Genomic DNA, 21,036 nt, shown 5'->3' with positions numbered 1-21,036 from the left:
TTTAAGGTTTGGAATTAACCATGAGTGAATTTAAAAACATCTTAACGATGAGCAAAGAAGACCAAACAGCCATGCTGGCTGATATAAATGGTCTTCTGGCTGATAAAAGCGCTGAAGAGCGTGTTGCTTGGGCGCTTGAAAACTTACCAAGCACGCACTTTTTGTCGTCGAGTTTTGGTATTCAAGCGGCGGTAATGTTGCACTTAGTGACATCACAGCAGCCAGATATTCCGGTGGTACTGACAGATACCGGTTATTTGTTTCCTGAAACCTATCAATTCATCGAGCAAATGACGGAGCGACTATCGCTTAATCTTAAAGTTTATAAAGCTGAGCTTAGCCCTGCGTGGCAAGAAGCGAAGTTTGGTAAGCTTTGGGAGCAAGGTGAAGAAGGCATTAAGCAGTACAATCAACTGAATAAAGTTGAGCCAATGACTCGTGCCTTAAACGAGCTGGATGCAGGTACTTGGTTTAGTGGCTTGCGTCGCGATCAGTCATCTAGCCGAGCTGATAAGCAAATTGTTGAAATCAGCCGAGGTACTGTGAAAGTGTATCCGCTTATTGAGTGGAACAACCGTGACATCTATCAGTATCTAACTAAACATGATTTACCTTATCACCCACTTTGGGAGCAAGGTTATGTGTCGATGGGCGATGTTCACACAACACGTAAACTTGAACCGGGCATGACAGAAGAAGAGACGCGTTTCTTTGGTTTAAACCGTGAATGTGGCTTACATATCGATGGTGATGGTATCTAATCCTAAATTCCTATCAGAATTTTCGTAAAGCGTAACCAAGGTTGCGCTTTTTTTGTGCTATTTATATACAATCTCAGGCTTAATTCTGTGAGAGAAAATTATGAGTCGTGTTGTTGTATTTTTATTTTTATTATTTATTGCTCCTTTAGTACGAGCTGAAACGCTGCGTGTTGCACTCTATGACACAGATTACCCTCCTTATCATTTTGCGAGTGAGAAACAAAAAGGCTTAGTTGATGATCTACTTGAACGTTTCGCTGAAAAGTACAAAGTGCAAATTAGTTATATTCTCGTACCTGAAGTGCGCTCTCAGCATTTACTGGATGAGGGAAAGGTTGATGTGAGGTTGGAGTCTGAGCAGTGGTACAGAGGCGAAAATCACTATTATTGGAGTGATATGATTGCTGTTGTCGAAGACGTGCTGGTGATGCCAAATGGTTGTCATATCCCTCCACTTGATAAACTGAATGGTTTTGCTGTACTGACGCGATTTGGCTATACCTATCCGCAATTTGAAGCTTTGTTTGCTTCAGGAAAAGTACACCGAGAAGACTTCTATTCTGAATTAGACATGTTGAATGCTTTACTTGATCAAAAACAAAATCAACGTGTTGCCGTCATCGCAAAAAATACCTTGCAATGGTATGCCGCACAAAATGATGCCTTTAAAAAGTTTACTGTTAGCGACTACAACGTGGGCAAAGCGCCAATGCAATTACAGTTTGCTTATAATGAAAAAGGGAAGCGTATGAGCGAGCAATTTAATGAATTTATGAAAAATCTTAAATCATCCGGTGAATTTGCTAAGATTGAGAGTAACTACCAATAATGTGTAAATGGAATTATGAAACGTTTTTGTTATTTTGCTGTGATGCTGCTCTTAACCAGTGTTGCGCTGCTGTTTTACATTAAAAAGCCAGACGGTAAACCTTACCTAGAGCTTGGTATGTTTGAGCGTTATTCAGAAAAAGTAAGTGCTGATGTGAGTGATTTTGCTTCGCAAGGAGCCGATACTCTTACTAGCCAAGCTAAAAAGCTCACTGAGAAGTTGAGCTTGAGCAAAGACGCAAGTAAACCAGTCGTGGTGTATAAATGGCAAGATGAACAAGGGCAGTGGCACTATGCTGATACACCCCATCCTAATTATTTTAGTATCGCGGTAAGTTTAGATCCGAACGACATAACTGTGTTACCTGCAGAGACATTTCAAGCAGATGAGAAGCAAGCAGCAACAGTTAAAACTGACGAAACACCTTCAACGCTTGGGGTATACGACCCTAAAAACGTACAAAAAATGATGCAAGATGCTGAGCAAGTAAAACAGCTTATGGAGCAACGTAACAAGCAGCTTGAGCAGCAGCTCAAAGAGCAAGGTGGAAATTAGCTCTGTTTGTTATGTGCTTTGAGATCGCTTTCCATTTTCATTAGTAAAATAGTAAGATAAATTTTGGTAGGCAAAGAGAATAGCACACCAACAGCAATACACGCTGCGCTGATCATAATGCCATGTATACCCATGCTATCACTTAAGTAATTACCGGCTAATAAAGAGTGCCCCAATATAATTAGGCAAATGCCTAAAATAATAAAGGTTTTTAAGATTCGAATGATGGTTTGTTCAGTCATACAAGCACCTACACTTTAGCCTTAATTAAAGTGTAGGTGCTGTTGTAATTAATAGGATTGTTCTAAATCAAGCAATTGTCGGTTATTTGCCCAATTTTACTGGGCCGTTGATGTTATCGATACTTAAATCACCAGAACCCGCTTCGATAATTGTCAGGCCAAGTGTGTCATCCACATAAATGCTGCCAGAGCCATCGGTAATCGTAACCAGCCCTTTGATTTGTCTTACATCTATATCACCAGAGCCATCTTCGATAGTGAGCGCACCAGCCAATGTTTTAATGCTGATACTACCTGATTCATCAATAATACGTGCAGGGCCTTGGCTGTTTTCGATGCGGATATCACCAGAGTCATCTTCAATATCAATACGCCCTTGACCTTGGTCTATCATAATTGAGCCAGAATCGTCTTCAATGCTGATATTGCCGCTGACATTGCTAATGCGAATATCGCCGGAGTCATCATCTATGTTGATATTTCTGCCTTGTTCAATAATGATTGAGCCAGAATCATCATCAATGCTGATATCGTTTTGCATCGCACGTATCACGATATCACCTGAGTCATCATCGATCTCTAGTTTGAGGTTGCTAGGCACAGAGACAATTAAATCAATATGAGGGGATGAGCCACTGTAAAACGACAAGCTACCATTATTGAGCTTGCTGATAAGCTCAGCCGTGTCGCCGTTTTTTTCGAGGGTTAGTGTATAGGTTTCATCGCCTTTAGCCGCATAGATATTAGCATTCACTGTGATAGCCGTGGCGTTGCTGTCGCCTTTGATGATCAGTGAACCGGCTTCGGCATCAATTTTTAATGCGCTGATATTTGCAGCCGACACGCTTAAGTCTTGTTGTTTTTGTTCTGCGATTTGACCCGGAGAGACATGAATAACACAGCCCGTTAATAATAAACTTGATGAAATGGCCGTTGCGCAAATTGCGCGTTTGAATGATGCAATAGTCATATGGATTCCAAAATTATTGTGATTGTTATCTGGTTAGCATTTGCAAACTATGGTCCAATTTTAACATGCTGATTTTTATGTGCTTTTCATTTTTTGTAAATAAGTGTGTTGGTCTAAACTGCAATTAATTTTTAAACAAAAAAAGGGGCTGAAAATTCAGCCCCTTAGTTAACTTAAAAGCAGTTATTGCTCAGCCAGCATATTACGAAGTACATACTGTAAAATACCGCCGTGTTTGTAGTAATCCCATTCTTTAGGAGTATCTATGCGCACATCAACACTAAAGCTAATTTGTTTGCCTTCGCTGTTAGTGGCAATCACACTGACTTCATTGGTTTTGTCGTATAAGCCCTCAAAGTCGAATGACTCTTGACCTGTAAGGCCCAGTGACTCATAGCTTTCACCTTCTTTAAATTGTAGTGGTAATACACCCATACCTATCAGGTTAGAGCGGTGAATACGCTCATAACTTTGTGCAATAACAGCTTTAACACCCAGTAATAATGAGCCTTTTGCTGCCCAGTCTCGTGATGAACCTGTGCCATATTCTGCGCCCGCTAAAATAATCAGAGGTGTGCTGTCTTGCTGGTACTGCATTGCTGCATCATAAATACTGGCAAGTTCATCACTTGGTTGTATACGGGTAACACCGCCTTCAGTGCCCGGCGCTAGTAGGTTGCGTAAACGCACATTAGCAAAGGTACCGCGCATCATCACTTCGTGATTACCACGGCGTGATCCATAAGAGTTAAATTGTGCTTTTTGTACACCGTGATCTTGCAAGTAAAGACCTGCAGGAGCATCAGCTTTAATCGCACCTGCTGGCGAAATGTGGTCTGTTGTAACTGAGTCACCTAATTTTGCTAAACAGCGTGCACCACTAATGCTCGGAATTCCTGGAGGCTCAATTTCCATACCATCAAAGAATGGCGCTTTTTTGATGTAGGTTGACGCATCATCCCAATCATATAGTTTGCCATCAGGAATTTGAATTTTCTGCCAACGATCATCGCCTTGATACACATTGCCATAGCTTGATGCGAACATTTCTTTGGTCACTGTTTCACGGACAAGGTCGTTAACTTCGCTAACACTTGGCCAGATATTTTTCAGGTAAATGTCATTACCATTCGGATCTTGCGCTAATGGCTCGTTATATACATCAATATTTGTGCGACCTGCAATAGCGTAAGCAACAACGAGTGGCGGTGAGGCTAAGAAGTTCATTTTCACATCTTGGTGTATACGACCTTCAAAGTTACGGTTACCCGATAAAATAGAGCTTACGACCAGTTTATGCTTTTGAATTGCTTCACTGATCTCATCGGCCAGCGGGCCTGAGTTACCGATACAGGTTGTACAACCATAACCGACAAGGTTAAAGCCTAACGCATCTAAATCATCCATTAAGTCGGCTTTTTTCAAGTAATCAGTCACCACTTGTGAGCCTGGAGCGAGTGAAGTTTTAACCCAAGGTTTAACCTTTAAGCCTAATTGTTTTGCTTTCTTCGCAACTAATCCAGCAGCTAGAATTACACTTGGGTTTGAGGTGTTTGTACAACTTGTGATTGCAGCAATCACACAAGCGCCGTCTTTAAGCTCAAACTCCTCGCCTTTAAAGTTAACCTTGGCAGCACCCATGTATTGGGCTTCGTTTACCTGATCATCTGGGTTAGTTGTTGGACCTTCATCTTCAATGCGGGCTTCTTGAACATCGCTTTTATCACGTTGTTGCATGCGCTCTTCTTGAAAGCCACGAAGGTGTTCACCGATAATGCTACCAGCTTTATCAAGGGCGATTCTATCTTGCGGGCGTTTAGGACCTGCAAGGCTTGGCACGACATCATCAAGTGATAATTCAAGCGTATCTGTGTAGTGAGCTTCATCGCCAGGGTTACGCCATAAGCCTTGGTGCTTAGCATAGTCCTCAATAAGCTTAAGCTGCTCCTCATCACGGTTAGTTAAACGTAGGTAGTTAATAGTTTCGTCGTCAATCGGGAAAATACCGCAAGTTGCACCATACTCAGGCGCCATATTGGCGATTGTCGCGCGGTCAGCAAGTGGTAAATCAGCAAGACCATCACCATAAAACTCAACAAATTTTCCAACCACACCATGTTTACGCAGCATTTCTGTCACGGTTAGCACAAGGTCGGTTGCAGTTGTACCTTCAGGCAGGCGACCATTGAGCTTAAAGCCAATAACTTGAGGAATAAGTAAGCTGATTGGTTGGCCAAGCATTGCGGCTTCGGCTTCGATACCACCTACGCCCCAACCAAGTACCCCAAGACCATTGATCATAGTCGTATGTGAGTCAGTACCAACGAGGGTATCTGGGTAAGCGAGTGATTTACCGTTTTTATTATCGTTAAATACCACGCGGGCTAAATATTCTAAATTAACTTGGTGAACGATACCGGTTGCTGGTGGCACAACTTTTAGGTTATCAAAAGCGGTTTGGCCCCAACGTAAAAATTCGTAACGCTCTTTGTTGCGCTCATATTCAAGCTTCGCATTTAGATCAAATGAGCCATCTTCACCGTAGCCATCGACTTGCACTGAGTGGTCAATAACCAGCTCAGCAGGTGACAGAGGATTTATCTTTGCAGGATCACCACCGAGTTTTTCCATGGCATCGCGCATCGCCGCTAAGTCAACAATTGCAGGAACCCCAGTGAAGTCTTGCATTACTACGCGTGCAGGTGTAAAGGCAACTTCAGCAGATGGTTTAGCTTGTGGGTCCCAGTTGAGTAAGGCTTCAATGTCTTGCTTTTTAATGTTGACGCCATCTTCATTGCGCAACAGGTTTTCGAGTAATATTTTTAACGAAAATGGTAGACGTTTGGCTTTGTCGCCTAAACCTTGTAAAGAGTGAATATGGTATTGTTCACCATTAATTGTAAGCTGTTTTTGGGTATCAAAACTATTATTCATTATTTGCCCCTGTGGTTTGAGCAAGCAAAGCTCGCTTTTGTGTTTCCTTTTGAAATAGACACATTGCTGTTGCAAACTTAATACCAGCTGGTAAATTTTTCTGCTGATGAAAAAAATATGCTACTTAAATATAGTTGATGCCTATGTGATTTATTTCAAGTGTAAAGGGCAGATTAAAGTGTAGATATTTAAAATAGTTCTCATGAATAAGTGTGTTAATTAAGCCAGCTTTCTTGCTTACCTTTATTACTAATCAAAAGTAAGACTAAGCCAATCACAATAACGCAAAATGGCATTGCCAGCGCACTACTACCAAACATGGCAAGGCTATCGATCACTACAAAGTTATAATATTGTTGTATTAACACAGCGATAAATGACACTAAAAAAAACTCTCTGGCTAGGGCTTTTCGAACAATTAGCATAATACTGCCAAGGCATGCTGAAAATACCGCTACAGCAAAGGCTGTAGTAGACCAAAGGGGGATGTTGCGGTATGCGTCTTGTTGATTCTCGGGTAGTAAAGCAATCATTTCAGGAGTCATTAACTGTTGCATGATAAACGCAAAAACACCTAACAGATTCCAAACAAGTGCAGCCCAAGCAAGTGGTTTAAGCCAAGCAGGAGGGGTCATAAATCACCTTTTATTGTTGTTATTATCACATTCAATTAAAGGTGATTTATGCTAACTAAGCAAGATTTAGTTAACCAAAAGAGATAGGGCGGCGGCCGGTTTTTTCGTCTACTTTTGGTTTTTTAGTGCGTTTACGTTTTGATTTTTTTGGTGCTTCTTCAGAGCTTTGTGGTTGTGCTTTTTGTACTGATTCTGGTGGACGAGGATTTGGTGTTGCATCTTCGCTTAATGTAAGCTGGAACAACTCACCATCAAAAGCAAGCACGTCACCACTGTATAATTTTTTCCGCTTTATTGTACAAATTTCATAGTTAACCCCAACATAACCTTCACCAATTAAGGCTTTTGCTTGGCCACCTGTTTCGACTAGGTCGAGCACTTTTAGCAAGTTACATAGCTCTATTGGCTCTTCTTCTAGTTCAATTTCGATGAAATCTTCGTTCATGTTGGTCTCTCTTAATTCAATCGCAGCCATTATAAAGCCTAGCACTCAATTGAACCAAGATTAAATTTTCAAGCTCTTCAAGCGGTTAAAATTTACAGCAATAAATAATCTGAGATTTTTACAAACAGTAAAAAAACTGCAGTATTTGCTGGCTACACTGCGCGCGTATGAAATTGGTGTACAAATTGCTAATTGCTTATCCGTTTAATATTTTTAGATTCGTTCTGGAGTAGTAGTAATGGGCGTAAGATCAGCGCTAAGAAAAGAGTTAATGGGATTACAAGATTCATCATTGCTAGCGGCAGATGATGTGCGAGCTTTGCTAACTCAAGCTATAAAGTCGCAGCCTGAAAAGTCAGAACAGGGATTTGCATTAATTTCTCGCTTTAATGATAACCATAGCCAATTGACTTCAGGTGAAGCAAATAAAGAAAAACTGCTTCAGCATCAAACCCACCGCTTATTTAAAGATATTCTCTACACTCGGCAAAGTGTTAATAATTGGCTGAAAAAGCACCTGAATTAATTGATTTATTGTTTTTCTCGCTTTAGACTACACTTGTAATCTAGAGCGAGAAAGAAAATGAAAAGGATAATTTCAGCAGCCATATTTTTAATTTTGGCAGGTTGTCAGCAACCAACAGTCTACGTATACACAGAAAATCTTGATCAACAACAGTTGCACACATTAGAGCAAGCTTTAAATGAGCAAAGCTTACCCTACGAATACACAAAGCTCCCTATTCCAAGAGACTTTGCTGATGCAACCTTAATGTTATCGAGCGATAAAATTCTCACTCATGAAACCGAGCAACTTGCAGAAATTATGCAGGGGCTGGGTTATCAAGCTGAAATTAAGTACACCACAGAGGCTAATCACTTTTACAATCAAGGCAATATAGGCTTTTACTTACGAGCAAAAAATGGCTCAACTAGTTTCACTATGCCGGCTCGAGTAATAACAACGGGTTGCGTTGAGGATGAGTTTAACGGCCTTGCGGTCAAATTTAGTGATAAACAGGCCGAGTTTAACCTAGCGAGTGGTAGACGAGTCTCATTGGACTGGGATTACTTATACGGCTATTTAGTCATTTATTATAAAAACTATTCGCAAAGTTACAGCCATTTAACGCCAGAAGTGAGTACGCCTTTTGGTATGAAACCATCAGATACCTACCGTTACACAGCACGTGTAAATAAACCAGGGTGGCTTAATTGTTCATTGCAAGTTGTGTATATGGATTAGCTACGTGATTCGAGATAATTACTCAATTTCACAATACGCTCACTCATGCCTTCGATTATGCGATCTTTAATTTTCTCGCGGATCACATTGGGCAAGCGGGTGAGTGCTTCGGGGGCGATAGCTAATAAAATAGTATCCACTCTAGCACGGGCGCTTGTGCTATGTTCCCGGTTGTTAATAAAAGCACCTTCACCGATAAACTCACCTGGGTCAATAATCCCAAGTTCATGTAAATGACTTTGCTTGAACACCATCAGTGAACCACTTAGAACAATATACAAACGCTTGTCATTGTCGTACTGCTTGAAAACAGCACGGCCTTGTTTAACCAAATATAAATGACTAAATGACTCTAATAACACTTGTCGTTCACTAAGAGTAAACTCTCTAAAGAACGACAATCTGTTAATTATTTCCATTTGTTTAATGAGTGGTATGTGTTCGATTAACTTCATTGATTCACATTGTTATGGCAATAAATTAGCTAATATTGCGCTCTTTTAACTTACGGGTCAATGTATTGCGGCCCCAACCAATTTTCACCGCGGCGTCTTGCTTGTGCCCCGCACAATTGGCTAATGCTGTTTTAATCAAGCGAGTTTCTAGCTGTGCTTGTATAGCCGGCCAGATATTTTCTTTACCTTGTTTAAGCTCAAGGTTGAGCCACTGCTGAAATGCATCCAGCCAATCACCTTCCTGTTCCACTGGAGCTGCGGCAACTATTTCGGGCGGTAAATCTTGTTCGCTGATAAGCTCACCCGGAGCCATTACTGTTAACCAGCGACAGGTGTTTTCTAGTTGGCGCACGTTACCAGGCCAATTGAATAAGCGTAGTTGCTCTGTGGCTTTAGGGCTTAGTATTTTGCTTTCAACTTGAAGCTCTTTGGCACTTTTATGTAAAAAGTGCTGTGCAAGGCGTTCAATGTCTTCGGTACGTTCGCGTAGCGCTGGTAAGCGTAAACGCACAACGTTAAGACGATGAAACAAGTCATCACGAAACTTGCCTTGTTTAACTAAATCTTCGAGATTTTGGTGTGTTGCAGCGATAATACGCACATCCACTTTAATGCTTTGATGGCCACCAACTCGGTAAAATTCACCATCGGCTAATACACGTAACAAACGCGTTTGTACATCAAGTGGCATGTCACCAATTTCATCTAAAAATAAGGTACCACCATTAGCTTGTTCAAAACGACCTTTACGAATACTGTCGGCCCCTGTAAACGCGCCTTTTTCATGGCCAAACAATTCTGATTCTACTAACTCTTTTGGAATGGCAGCCATATTTAAAGCGATAAATTGGTTTTCTTTACGCGGACTATGATTGTGTAGGGCACTGGCAACAAGCTCTTTACCTGTTCCTGACTCACCATTAATTAGCACGCTCATACTTGATGCTGATAATTTACCGATCGCGCGAAACACCTCTTGCATCGCAGGCGCTTCGCCTATGATATGGGCATTCGTTTGTGGTGCTTGCTTACGCTTGGTTTTTTTTGTTGAATTAGCACGACAGGCGCTCTCTACCAGCGCAACTGCTTCATCTAGATCAAATGGTTTTGCAAGGTATTCAAATGCGCCTTTTTGGAATGCATTTACCGCTGAGTCTAAGTCTGAGTGTGCAGTCATAATGATGACTGGCAACCCAGGGTTTTGTTCGGCAATTGTTTCAAGTAATGCCATACCATCCATACCAGGCATTCTAACATCTGACACTAGAACGGTAGGCTGACTAAACTTGAGTGCGTTAAGCACATCTTGTGCATTTGCATAACTTTCTGTTTCAAATCCTGCTCGCGCCAGCGCTTTTTCTAATACAAAGCGTATTGAGGCATCATCATCAACTAACCAAACTGTTTTCATGACTACTCCAAAAAACCATTAATCCGTAAAAGGCAAATAGATATTAAATTCTGTATGGCCTGGCCAACTATCGCAGTCAATGTGTCCACCGTGTTGATCAACCAAAGTCTGTGCAATGGATAACCCTAGTCCTGAACCATTTTCTTTGTTAGTGATCATTGGATAAAACAAGGTTTCTCTTAAACTCTTATCTATTCCTGGACCATTATCTGAAATCTGGATCAGCAAGGTTTTCTTCGGTGCTTTACCAGGACGTCTATGTTGATGGTTAATACGGGTTTTTATTCTAATTTCGCCACCATCAACCAGAGCCTGCTGTGCATTGCGAATAATGTTAAGTACCACTTGTTGAATTTTACTTTGGTCAATGTACACACTCGGTATACTTGGATCATAGTCTTTCACTAAAGTGATATTAGCGCTGTTATCTAACATGCTAAGCTTAATCACTGACTCAAGAGCTTGGTGAATATTGCCATATGATTTATGTGGCAATTGGTTTGGACCAAGTAAACGGTCTACGAGCTCTCGTAATCGGTCAGCTTGCTCAATGATAAGCTCTGCACATTGATCACGCTCTTGCTGATCAACCTCGTACTGCAATAATTGCGCCGCTCCGCGTATTCCACCCAAAGGATTTTTAATTTCGTGTGCTAAACCACGAATTAAATTGCGTGCGGCTTGATATTGGTGCATTTGATTTGATGCTTGATCGTGGCGAATTTCATCATCCATTTGTCGGCACTCAAACAAAATATAATTTTCATTATTGCTGTTTATTCGGCGGGTGCTAATGGTTAGCTTAGCATGGCGAGAATCGACGAACACCACGTCAGCTCTATGCTGGTGGCAGTCAACGCCATCAAACAACGAGTACTGAGCAATACGTTTTAGGTCAATGGAGTGGTAGTTAAATAAGTTATCGAATGGCTGATTAATTATACGCTTTGGACCTAAGCCTAATAGCTCACTGGCACTATCATTTGCATAAACCAGTTTAAAATCATTATCGAGCAAAATAACGGCTGTACTTAAATTTTTCCAAATACTTTCGAGTAGTTCAGAATTAAAATGTGTATCACTGAGCATGTTTGCACCATTTTAGTGCGTTGCAATTAACAGCAGCTTAGCACAATCCATTTACTTTGCATGATACCGACTCGAAAAAATTAGTTTCAATTAAGTATCGATGCTCTGTGCATGTAGAAAGTGCTAACAGGGCTAACCGAAACGACTTTATTATTCGCATCTATAAGTTTTGCTTGTAATGTGTGTTCGCCTCGGTCGACATTTCGCAATGCAAAGGTCGTGCTATTACTCGATTTTCCGTGAGGTGTGCCATCGACTATCAGCTGTACTTTGAAGCCTGTTGCAAAACGCGGACTCACTCGTGCTGTGACGTATACTGAGCCTGTATTCTCTCGAACGGTTGCCTCATTTTCTGGTGAGGAAATCGTTATTTTAAAATTTACAGGTGTCGCACTAGCCGGGTTATCAAGTATGCTGGTGTCGGTTTTAGGCATGGTAAGGTTTTGAGTATTGAGCTTTACTTCTTTAGCCCCAGGGCGAGGTGAGTCTGAGAACACTAAAACACCATTCTCATCTTTCCACGAGTAAATTTTTTTTACTTCACTTTGTGCGTAATTGCATACTGTAAAAAGGAGTAATACTAATAAAATCGTGTTTTTCACTCTGTGACCCTAGGTTATCTAATCTAACTAAAACTTTAGAGTAGAATTGGCCAAATTACCATCAAAAAAGCCCGCAAAGCGGGCTTGAGAACACACATTTATTATCAATCTGATAATTCTGATACGGCGTTAAATTAAACGCTGTAGTACATTTCGAACTCAACTGGGTGAGTTGTCATGTTAAGCTTTTCAACTTCTTTGCCCTTAAGTGCAATGTAAGCATCGATAAGGTCATCAGTGAATACGCCGCCAGCTTTTAAGAACTCACGGTCAGCATCTAATGAATCTAATGCTTCTTGCAGTGAAGATGCAACTTGTGGGATCTCTGCAGCTTCTTCAGCTGGAAGATCGTATAAGTCTTTATCCATTGCATCACCAGGGTGGATCTTGTTTTTGATACCGTCAAGGCCAGCCATAAGCATTGCAGAGAACGCTAAGTATGGGTTAGCTGTTGGATCAGGGAAACGTACTTCGATACGACGTGCTTTAGCAGACGGTACCACTGGGATACGGATTGAAGCAGAACGGTTACGTGCAGAGTATGCAAGCATTACTGGTGCTTCGAAGCCCGGAACTAGACGCTTGTATGAGTTAGTTGACGCGTTAGCGAATGCGTTGATTGCTTTAGCGTGCTTGATGATACCACCGATGTAGTAAAGTGCTTCTTCAGATAGACCAGCGTATTTGTCACCAGCGAAGATGTTTACGCCATCTTTACCTAGAGATTGGTGACAGTGCATACCAGAACCGTTATCACCTACGATTGGCTTAGGCATGAATGTCGCTGTTTTTCCGTATAAGTGAGCCATGTTATGGATAACATATTTCATCTCTTGGATTTCGTCAGCTTTTAATACCATTGTATTGAAGCGAGTTGCGATCTCATTTTGACCTGCAGTTGCTACTTCGTGGTGGTGAGCTTCTACTACTTGACCTAGTTCTTCAAGAACTAAACAAGTTGCTGAACGCCAGTCATGTGATGAATCAACAGGTGAACACGGGAAGTAACCGCCTTTAACACCTGGACGGTGACCCATGTTGCCACCTTCGTAATCTTTATCTGAGTTCCAAGCAGCTTCTACAGAATCGATTTTGTACATAGAACCAGACATGTCTGATTTGTATTTAACGTCATCAAAAAGGAAGAATTCTGGCTCTGGACCAAATAATACAGTATCAGCGATACCTGTAGAACGCATGTACTCTTCAGCGCGTTTTGCAACTGAACGTGGGTCACGCTCGTAACCTTGAAGTGTTGAAGGCTCAACTACGTCACAACGGATGATTAGTGTAGCTTCTTCAGAAAACGGGTCCATTTTAGCAGACTCAGGAACAGGCATAAGCACCATATCTGATTCGTTGATGCCTTTCCAACCTGCAATTGAAGAACCGTCAAACATTTTGCCGTCTTCGAAGAAATCTTCATCAATTTGGTGATGAGGAATAGAAACATGCTGTTCTTTACCTTTGGTATCAGTAAAGCGTAAATCAATGAACTTAACGTCATTTTCTTTGATAAAATCTAAAACCGATTGTGACATGTGTCCTCCAATTGTTGGGTTTTATTTTTGCTGCATTATTGCTTTTGCTCTATGTAAGCTGGTTTCATGCCATTTTTTTAAGGTGTTGTTAAGGCTGATAAAAAAGAAACCGCTTGTTGTTATGTTAACTTTTTATGCACTGTTTTGGTGCGAAAAAAGATCATTTTGGTGCGTAAAAAGAATGACGACGATTTGCACAATTACTGAGCGTGCCAATTTATCGGTTCTAAATACGATTAAGTGCCAAAATATGGTTTAAAAAATGCAATTTTGCCAGTTTTATGCTTATAAAAATTATTATTTTCATAAATTTGTCATTTATAAAACAGATACTTATAAAATGCCTGAAGAAAGTTTTGAAAATTGTATTGGATAAACTTTCATCCATGCCATTATTAAGGGATAATATGCGCCCTTTTAAATCCTATGCTGGGACATCTGGTGAAAATGCCGGTGAGTGCGTAGATCTTGCAGGATCAATGAGATTCAATTTCTCTGAGAAAAAATATGAGCATCGAAAAGTTAAGAAATATAGCGATTATCGCCCACGTTGACCACGGTAAAACAACTTTGGTTGATAAACTGCTTGAGCAATCAGGCACATTAGAAACGCGCGGCGGTAATGAAGAGCGCGTAATGGACTCAAACGACATTGAGAAAGAGCGTGGTATTACCATTTTAGCTAAAAACACAGCTATCTCTTGGAATGACTACCATATCAATATCGTAGACACCCCAGGACACGCCGACTTCGGTGGTGAAGTAGAGCGCGTACTTTCGATGGCTGACTCAGTATTACTACTTGTTGATGCTCAAGAAGGTCCAATGCCACAAACGCGTTTCGTAACGCAAAAAGCATTCGCACAAGGTTTAACACCGATCGTTGTTATCAACAAAATCGACAAGCCAGGTGCACGTCCTGACTGGGTTATGGACCAAGTATTCGACTTATTCGATAACTTAGGTGCAACTGACGAACAGTTAGACTTTAAAGTAATCTATGCATCAGCTATCAATGGCTGGGCTACATTAGATTTAGACGAGCCATCAGATAACATGGAACCAATGTTCCAGATGATCGTTGATGAAGTATCTCCACCGGATGCCGATCCTGAAGGTGCTTTCCAAATGCAAATTTCTCAGCTTGACTACAACTCATACATCGGTGTTATCGGTGTTGGTCGTATCAAGCGTGGTACTGTTCGACCTAACCAACAGGTTACTGTTGTAAGTGCAGACGGTACTAAGCGTAACGGTAAAGTTGGCCAAGTAATGAGCTACTTAGGTCTTGAGCGTCATGAAGCAGAATCTGCAGGCGCTGGTGACATCATTGCTATCACGGGTCTTGGTGAGCTGAAAATCTCAGACACTATCTGTGATGTAAATACCGTTGAAGCATTACCACCGCTTAGCGTTGATGAGCCTACAGTAACAATGACGTTCTCTGTAAACACTTCACCATTCGCTGGTAAAGAAGGTAAATTCGTAACGTCACGTAACATCCTAGAGCGTTTACAGGCAGAGCTTGTTCACAACGTAGCACTACGTGTTGAAGAAACTGACAACCCAGATAGCTTCCGTGTTTCTGGTCGTGGTGAGTTACACTTAGGTATCTTAATCGAGAACATGCGTCGTGAAGGCTACGAGCTTGCGGTTTCTCGTCCACAAGTAATCCTTCGTGAAGTTGATGGTCAAAAAGAAGAGCCATACGAAACACTTACAATCGACTGTCAAGAAGAGCACCAAGGTTCTATCATGGAACAAATTGGTCTTCGTAAGGGTGAACTAACAGACATGTCTCCAGATGGTAAAGGCCGTGTACGTATGGACTTTATGATCCCAAGCCGTGGCTTAATTGGTTTCCAAACTGAATTCATGACATTAACGTCTGGTTCTGGTCTTCTTTACCACACATTCGATCACTACGGCCCACATAAAGGCGGTACTATCGGCGCGCGTAAGAACGGTGTAATGATTGCTAACGCAACAGGTAAAGCACTTACTAACGCATTATTCAACCTACAAGATCGTGGTAAGTTATTCATCGGTCATGGTGTTGAAGTTTACGAAGGTATGGTTATCGGTATCCACAGCCGCGATAACGACCTAACAGTAAACGCACTTAAAGGTAAGCAACTTACTAACGTTCGTGCATCTGGTACAGATGAAGCACAAACGTTAACACCACCACTTAACTATACGCTTGAACAAGCGATTGAATTCATCGATGATGATGAGTTAGTGGAAGTGACACCTCAGAGCATCCGTATTCGTAAACGTCACTTAACTGAAAGTGAGCGTAAACGTGCGAGCCGTCAAGCTAAAGACTAATAAGGTCTTTTAGTTTCACAAAATTAGAACCGCCGTATTGAAAGATACGGCGGTTTTTTTTAGTGGTCAGCCAAGTAGGTTGAGCGCAGCGATACCCAACTTTATTCATGTAAAATTTTAAACTTAACTGCACTTTTTTGCTAAACCCCCCATCTGTACTATCTTTTCTAAATCGACCTTGCAGGAGAGTGAGATGTACTTAGTTAGACTTATTTATACAAGTGAAATTAGCGATGGGTTTGGGCCTGGGGATATTGAAAATATTCTTGAGAAAGCCAAACAAAACAATAGCAAAATGAATGTTACAGGTTTGCTTTGTTTTAATACTACTCACTTTTTACAGTGCTTGGAAGGCTCTAGAAGTGCGGTAAATGCAACTTATCACCGTATTTTGAATGATACGCGGCATAAAAATATTATTATGCTAAATTATTGTGAGATTTTTGAAAGAGAGTTTGAGAACTGGTCTATGGGCTACATTCCTTACTCTAGACTCGTTACTCCGATTACCCTCAAATATTCTGGTACGAGTGAGTTTAACCCGCTCGCTATGTCTGCAGGTAGTGCACACAAACTAATGTTGGCGCTCAGGGATTTACTGCTTAAAAGTTAGCTTAATACCAATTCGCTCAATTAAGCGAATTGGTATACTAGAACAAGCAGCATTATAGTGAAACTTGCTCACCTTCATTAAGAATGTACAAAGGGAGCTTGCTAGCCATTCTTGCTTTCATTGTTAGTAATCTTAGTAGTGCCGAATGGCTTGAATGGTCGCCCATTTGCCAGCTTGAGTTACCATAACCCCAAGGGATCATCACTTTACAGCCTAGCTCCTCAGCTGCGTTAATAGCATCTTCAGGTGTAGTATGAACATAGCGATACCACTTACCATCTTCTTCATGGTAATAAGAAGCTATCGGCATAAGGCATACATCAATCTCGCCGTATTTCTGCTTAATATCCTGAAAATGTTGTGAGTAACCGGTATCGCCAGCAAAAAATAAGGTTTTACCATTTTGTTCTAGTAACCAGCCATTCCAGAGATCTTTGTTGTGATCTTCATAAATGAATGGGACTAGAGTTCGGCTACTAAAATGGTGTGCTGGCACCGCATTAACAGTTAAGTCATTAATTTGTGTACTTGCGTACCACGCCATTTCTGAAATATTAAAGCCGCCAGTCGGAAAGTTATCTGCAAATCCTAATGGCACTAAATAACGCGGCGAATTGCCAATTTCTTCTATGTCGGCTTTGTTAAAATGATCATAGTGAATATGTGAATATATCACAGCATCTAAGCCATCAAGTTCTGCTTGTGTTGGCCAAAAACCTGGTTTGCGATAGATACCTCCAGCTAGCTTAAAGGCCAAGTCTACAGGCGAATCAAATTGCTCTTTGACTGGGTCAAATAATAGCTGCTCACCATTGGGTGATTGAATATAAAAGCCTGCATGACCTAACCAGCGAACTGTAAACCCTGAGTTTATTTCAGGTACGCTTTGTTCTGCTTGATATTGGCATTGTGAGTTGCTGTCGTCACATATAAGTAGCTCTGATGGTTCATAGCAATTGTCAGTGCAGGTTGTTGGGTATTCTTTATCACCAGGATATAGGTTATGAAAGCGACCTTCGTAGTCACCTTCAGTTTTTAACGGAGTAATAGTGCCTTCACCGGCAATAACATTGACAGTATTAGGGCTGCTACAAGCAGTTAAGAGTGCAGCTGCAATGAGTGCTGAGAGTGTTTTTAAGTGCATACTATGTTTACTTTTTATTCTTTGCCGTGAGTTTAGCAAAATAAAATTTAAGATAAATCATTAAAAAGTAACAAGAGATTACACAAAAAAGCCTACGTTTAAGTAGGCTTTGTAAAAACTCGTTTGCGCTAATTAACCAGCTTTATTCATTTGCTCAATGAACTTATTAGAGTCTTCAATTGATTTGTTCATGTCGTCCATTAACACTTTTATATCGCGTTTAAGATTCGTAAATTCACCCTTGATAGCTGTAACAGCCTGCGCGTTGAGGTTGTGCTTTAAATACAGGACGTTGTCATGCAGTGATGATAATACCGGCTCCATTTTGCTTTCTGCGCTGCGCATTGAGCGAAGTAGTTGATCAAATTGGCGCTTAGTTGCATTGAGCTTTTTGCTGCTTTCACGTTTTAGTGAGGCGCTTTTGTATTGCTCTAGCTCATCAGCCCATTCTTCAAATAGTGCCTCAGCGACATCTTCAACTTTATTGATATTATTTGTTACGTCATTTGCAGCCGCTAGGCTTGATTCATAATCATCATTTAGTTGCTTATATGCATCCTCAAGTTCACCGCCATTGAAATTGATTAATGTGGTTAATCTATCTAGGGCTGATTGAAATTCTTCTTGGGATTCTTGTTGTGATTCTTTTGTTTCTTCTACGCGGTCGACTAAAATGTCGCGTTTGTGCACTCCTACAGATTCCATAGCAGAGTAATAAGCTGACTGACAGCCTGATAATGCCATGGTTACTGCAAATAGTGGTGCACTTAAAAGTGTCAGTTTTTTCATTGAGAATCCTTTTTAGGTACCTGTCATTTCAAATTATGTGGTGGATTGCTATGATTATCAAAACATTTTAGCAGAAATTAGATTCTATGGATGAGAAGCTCACTCGTTATAAGCTGCAAATAAGCATTTTCTTAAAGCAACAACCTACTTGGTGGATGCAGTATCTCAATCGTTGTATTGACGATCAAATTACTGTTAATGCAGGTTATTTGGCTTATGTAACCTTGTTATCAATCGTGCCATTAGTGGCGGTTGGTGTCGCTATTTTTTCAGCTTTTCCTGGATTTGAAAGCACCTTGGTAACCATAGAAAATTTCTTATTTACTAATCTTGTGCCGACTTCTTCTGATGTTATTAAAGAGCATATCAGCGCCTTTGCCGGTAATGCTAATAAAATGACTGCGGTCGGTGTGGGATTTTTAGCAGCAGTGTCCTTGTTACTCATTCGCAATGTCGATGCCACATTGAACCGAATTTGGCGTATTAAGAAAAAACGCCCCATGATGATTTCGTTTGCCGTTTATTGGATGGTGCTTAGCTTAGGTCCAGTATTACTCGGCGCGAGTATTGGTGTTACCTCATACATTGTGTCTTTAGTATCATTCGCTGATCAAGGTATTCCTGGATTCAGCGGCTTTTTATTGAAACTATTACCTTACATAATTTCCATGATTGGCTTCATTATGCTCTATACTTTAGTGCCTAACACACGAGTTCCATTTAGAGCGGCAATTCCAGGAGCATTGTTTGCAGCTATGTTGTTTGAGCTGACAAAAAAAGGCTTTGCTCTGTATATCAGTCACTTCCCATCTTATGAAGTTATTTATGGGGCGTTGGCGACGATACCTATACTATTTGTTTGGGTCTATCTGTCTTGGATTGTCGTATTACTCGGTGCAGAGTTTACGGTATGTATCAGTCCTGAAGATATTGAGGATACACCTGATATAGACGTTTAATAGCGACTGCACCTAAGGAGAGCGAGGTGCAGTTACATCCACATTATGTTGCCAACCGTGATTACCATTTGAGTGTTGGCGATGGCCATCAAATCCATGTGCAAGAATATGGTGCGTCTACAGGGATTGCTGTGGTGTTATGTCATGGCGGGCCCGGAGCGGGGCTGTGCCCTGAAAATTGCCGCTTTTTTGATTTAGAACGTTATCGAGTGATCATGTTCAGCCAGCGCGGTTGTGGTCATTCAACCCCCCATGATATCAACACAAACACCACATTAGATTTAGTCGCTGATCTCGAGTTTTTACGCCAGCAACTCGGCATTGAAAAATGGCTGGTGTGCGGCGAATCGTGGGGAGCAACTCTTGCACTTGTGTATGCAATAAAACATCGGGAGCACATCGCAGGACTTATTTTACGGGCTAGTTTTTTAGCCTGTAACAGTGACTTTGAATGGCTTTACACAACTAAAGGCGCGGGCGCGCATTTTTACCCAGAATGCTTTAAAGAGTTTGCTCATGATTTTACCGATTGGCATGCCTTACTCGACTTTTATCAGCAACAACTAAATAGTAGCGATCAAATTAAAGCCAGCAAATTCGCCAAACTATGGTGCCATTGGGAGCAGGTGTTATGTCATGGTGAGCCATTAAATAATTGGAGTTTGCAAGAGCCCCATGTAGGCTTAAATCAAGCAAGGTTAATGGTGCATTATTTTCGTAATCTTTGTTTTATTGAAGAGGGTTACATCGCAGAAAATGCGCATGTTTTGACTCATTTACCCATTTGGTTTATTCATGGCCGGGCCGATTTGATCTGTCGATATAGTGCCGTACAGCAGCTTGCTGAACAGTTAAATGCACAATTATTGATATTAGATGGTATTGGGCACAGTAGTGATAATCAGGTATATTTGGCAGCAATGCGACGTGCTGCAGATTTAATGTATATCAAGTTATCGAGGGATCAATGCAAGGTTTAATTCAAAGAGTAAAACAGGCAAAAGTAGAAGTGGCGGGCGAAGTCGTCGGTGAAATTTCACAAGGTATTTTGTTGCTATTAGGCGTTGAAAAACAGGATACCGAACAAAGCGCTCAGAAGCTTTTACATAAAGTAAGTAATTACCGAATTTTTACCGATGAACAAGGAAAGATGAATTTAAGCTTGAATGATATCAAGGGTGAACTGTTGGTGGTTTCGCAGTTTACACTAGCCGCAGACACTAAAAAGGGCATGCGTCCGAGCTTTTCAAGTGCTGGTACGCCTGATCAAGCTAATACGCTCTATGAGTATTTTATCGCTGAAGCTAAAAAAGCCGGGTTAACAGTAGCCACAGGGCAATTTGGTGCTGATATGCAAGTAAGCCTATGTAACGATGGTCCCGTTACTTTTAATTTATCTGTGTAATAACATATATGGACTATCTCCGATTGCAAGACAGTAATTGATAGAATTTCAAAGTTCATTGCTGCCATATATTCGGCTTT

At 41.0% G+C, this 21,036-nt stretch carries 22 protein-coding genes; 10 read left to right on the top strand and 12 right to left on the bottom strand.

All coding sequences use genetic code 11. From position 1 onward, the window contains the following. Positions 1 to 20 precede the first annotated feature (20 nt). The 3 genes from QL229_RS18090 to QL229_RS18080 all read left to right on the top strand — a co-directional run bounded on the left by QL229_RS18090 (position 21) and on the right by QL229_RS18080 (position 2,145). Complete coding sequence (locus tag QL229_RS18090) at positions 21 to 761, top strand: phosphoadenylyl-sulfate reductase (RefSeq protein ID WP_135923218.1); 741 nt, start codon at positions 21 to 23, stop codon at positions 759 to 761. Positions 762 to 861: 100 nt separating this feature from the next. Continuing rightward, positions 862 to 1,590 (top strand): transporter substrate-binding domain-containing protein, encoded by a 729-nt coding sequence (locus QL229_RS18085; RefSeq protein ID WP_281547255.1) that lies wholly within the window; start codon positions 862 to 864, stop codon positions 1,588 to 1,590. A gap of 15 nt (positions 1,591 to 1,605) precedes the next feature. Next, the gene (locus tag QL229_RS18080) at positions 1,606 to 2,145 is read left to right on the top strand and encodes a DUF4124 domain-containing protein (protein WP_281547254.1); all 540 of its coding nucleotides are present in this window, start codon (positions 1,606 to 1,608) and stop codon (positions 2,143 to 2,145) included. Here the strand turns inward: QL229_RS18080 and QL229_RS18075 are convergent. The 5 genes from QL229_RS18075 to QL229_RS18055 form a co-directional block, all read right to left on the bottom strand. Beyond that, positions 2,142 to 2,387 (bottom strand): hypothetical protein, encoded by a 246-nt coding sequence (locus tag QL229_RS18075; protein ID WP_058584005.1) that lies wholly within the window; start codon positions 2,385 to 2,387, stop codon positions 2,142 to 2,144. The two genes, QL229_RS18080 and QL229_RS18075, sit on opposite strands and share 4 nt — an antisense overlap. Positions 2,388 to 2,469: 82 nt before the next feature. After that, on the bottom strand, positions 2,470 to 3,357 hold the full coding sequence (locus tag QL229_RS18070; RefSeq protein WP_281547253.1) for a hypothetical protein: 888 nt from the start codon (positions 3,355 to 3,357) through the stop codon (positions 2,470 to 2,472). A 183-nt stretch (positions 3,358 to 3,540) separates the two neighbouring features. Next, positions 3,541 to 6,291 carry an aconitate hydratase AcnA gene (gene acnA, locus QL229_RS18065; RefSeq protein ID WP_281547252.1) on the bottom strand — a complete coding sequence of 917 codons (2,751 nt, stop codon included), beginning with the start codon at positions 6,289 to 6,291 and terminating at the stop codon, positions 3,541 to 3,543. Positions 6,292 to 6,506: 215 nt separating this feature from the next. Then, positions 6,507 to 6,926: a hypothetical protein gene (locus QL229_RS18060; RefSeq protein ID WP_281547251.1), complete on the bottom strand. Its 420-nt coding sequence runs from the start codon at positions 6,924 to 6,926 to the stop codon at positions 6,507 to 6,509. Between the two features lie 70 nt (positions 6,927 to 6,996). Then, on the bottom strand, positions 6,997 to 7,371 hold the full coding sequence (locus QL229_RS18055; RefSeq protein WP_138556717.1) for an RNA-binding S4 domain-containing protein: 375 nt from the start codon (positions 7,369 to 7,371) through the stop codon (positions 6,997 to 6,999). Between the two features lie 238 nt (positions 7,372 to 7,609). Here QL229_RS18055 and QL229_RS18050 point away from each other — a divergent pair, with 238 nt between their 5' ends. Together QL229_RS18050 and QL229_RS18045 are read left to right on the top strand one after the other, a co-directional pair. Beyond that, positions 7,610 to 7,897, top strand: a complete 288-nt coding sequence (locus QL229_RS18050) for a hypothetical protein (protein ID WP_253038543.1) — start codon at positions 7,610 to 7,612, stop codon at positions 7,895 to 7,897. A 57-nt stretch (positions 7,898 to 7,954) separates the two neighbouring features. Beyond that, positions 7,955 to 8,617, top strand: a complete 663-nt coding sequence (locus tag QL229_RS18045; protein WP_281547250.1) for a hypothetical protein — start codon at positions 7,955 to 7,957, stop codon at positions 8,615 to 8,617. On the opposite strand, the gene QL229_RS18040 is transcribed toward QL229_RS18045, so the two are convergent. The 5 genes from QL229_RS18040 to glnA all read right to left on the bottom strand — a co-directional run bounded on the left by QL229_RS18040 (position 8,614) and on the right by glnA (position 13,715). After that, positions 8,614 to 9,072 carry a cyclic nucleotide-binding domain-containing protein gene (locus tag QL229_RS18040; RefSeq protein WP_135923226.1) on the bottom strand — a complete coding sequence of 153 codons (459 nt, stop codon included), beginning with the start codon at positions 9,070 to 9,072 and terminating at the stop codon, positions 8,614 to 8,616. The two genes, QL229_RS18045 and QL229_RS18040, sit on opposite strands and share 4 nt — an antisense overlap. Positions 9,073 to 9,097: 25 nt before the next feature. After that, positions 9,098 to 10,483: a nitrogen regulation protein NR(I) gene (gene ntrC / locus QL229_RS18035; protein ID WP_135923227.1), complete on the bottom strand. Its 1,386-nt coding sequence runs from the start codon at positions 10,481 to 10,483 to the stop codon at positions 9,098 to 9,100. A gap of 18 nt (positions 10,484 to 10,501) precedes the next feature. After that, entirely contained in the window at positions 10,502 to 11,572 is a 1,071-nt protein-coding gene (gene glnL, locus QL229_RS18030) for a nitrogen regulation protein NR(II) (protein WP_135923228.1), read from the bottom strand. Positions 11,573 to 11,658: 86 nt separating this feature from the next. Further along, positions 11,659 to 12,174: a DUF4124 domain-containing protein gene (locus tag QL229_RS18025; RefSeq protein ID WP_135923229.1), complete on the bottom strand. Its 516-nt coding sequence runs from the start codon at positions 12,172 to 12,174 to the stop codon at positions 11,659 to 11,661. 134 nt (positions 12,175 to 12,308) lie between these two features. Further along, positions 12,309 to 13,715 carry a glutamate--ammonia ligase gene (gene glnA, locus QL229_RS18020; protein WP_135923230.1) on the bottom strand — a complete coding sequence of 469 codons (1,407 nt, stop codon included), beginning with the start codon at positions 13,713 to 13,715 and terminating at the stop codon, positions 12,309 to 12,311. 507 nt (positions 13,716 to 14,222) lie between these two features. Here glnA and typA point away from each other — a divergent pair. Together typA and QL229_RS18010 are read left to right on the top strand one after the other, a co-directional pair. Next, a complete protein-coding gene (gene typA, locus QL229_RS18015; protein ID WP_135923231.1) occupies positions 14,223 to 16,046 on the top strand; it encodes a translational GTPase TypA in 1,824 nt (607 codons plus the stop codon). Positions 16,047 to 16,239: 193 nt separating this feature from the next. Then, positions 16,240 to 16,659 carry a BLUF domain-containing protein gene (locus QL229_RS18010; RefSeq protein ID WP_199527628.1) on the top strand — a complete coding sequence of 140 codons (420 nt, stop codon included), beginning with the start codon at positions 16,240 to 16,242 and terminating at the stop codon, positions 16,657 to 16,659. A 52-nt stretch (positions 16,660 to 16,711) separates the two neighbouring features. Here QL229_RS18010 and QL229_RS18005 read toward each other — a convergent pair whose 3' ends face one another. Both QL229_RS18005 and QL229_RS18000 read right to left on the bottom strand, forming a co-directional pair. Then, positions 16,712 to 17,803: an MBL fold metallo-hydrolase gene (locus QL229_RS18005; RefSeq protein WP_138556665.1), complete on the bottom strand. Its 1,092-nt coding sequence runs from the start codon at positions 17,801 to 17,803 to the stop codon at positions 16,712 to 16,714. 132 nt (positions 17,804 to 17,935) lie between these two features. Then, positions 17,936 to 18,592 (bottom strand): DUF2959 domain-containing protein, encoded by a 657-nt coding sequence (locus QL229_RS18000; protein ID WP_135923234.1) that lies wholly within the window; start codon positions 18,590 to 18,592, stop codon positions 17,936 to 17,938. A gap of 86 nt (positions 18,593 to 18,678) precedes the next feature. Here QL229_RS18000 and QL229_RS17995 point away from each other — a divergent pair, with 86 nt between their 5' ends. Genes QL229_RS17995 through dtd form a run of 3 tightly spaced genes read left to right on the top strand, consistent with a single transcriptional unit; the run spans position 18,679 to position 20,956 of the window. Next, on the top strand, positions 18,679 to 19,551 hold the full coding sequence (locus QL229_RS17995; protein WP_135923235.1) for a virulence factor BrkB family protein: 873 nt from the start codon (positions 18,679 to 18,681) through the stop codon (positions 19,549 to 19,551). Between the two features lie 26 nt (positions 19,552 to 19,577). After that, positions 19,578 to 20,531, top strand: a complete 954-nt coding sequence (locus QL229_RS17990; RefSeq protein WP_171040378.1) for an alpha/beta fold hydrolase — start codon at positions 19,578 to 19,580, stop codon at positions 20,529 to 20,531. Next, positions 20,519 to 20,956 (top strand): D-aminoacyl-tRNA deacylase, encoded by a 438-nt coding sequence (gene dtd, locus QL229_RS17985; RefSeq protein WP_135923237.1) that lies wholly within the window; start codon positions 20,519 to 20,521, stop codon positions 20,954 to 20,956. Before QL229_RS17990 ends, dtd begins: the two co-directional genes overlap by 13 nt. Positions 20,957 to 21,036: the final 80 nt, after the last annotated feature.

It is taken from the genome of Pseudoalteromonas sp. PAR1 (assembly GCF_947311895.1).
Lineage (GTDB): Bacteria > Pseudomonadota > Gammaproteobacteria > Enterobacterales > Alteromonadaceae > Pseudoalteromonas > Pseudoalteromonas lipolytica_C.
This window is presented reverse-complemented; position numbering and strand designations above follow the sequence as displayed.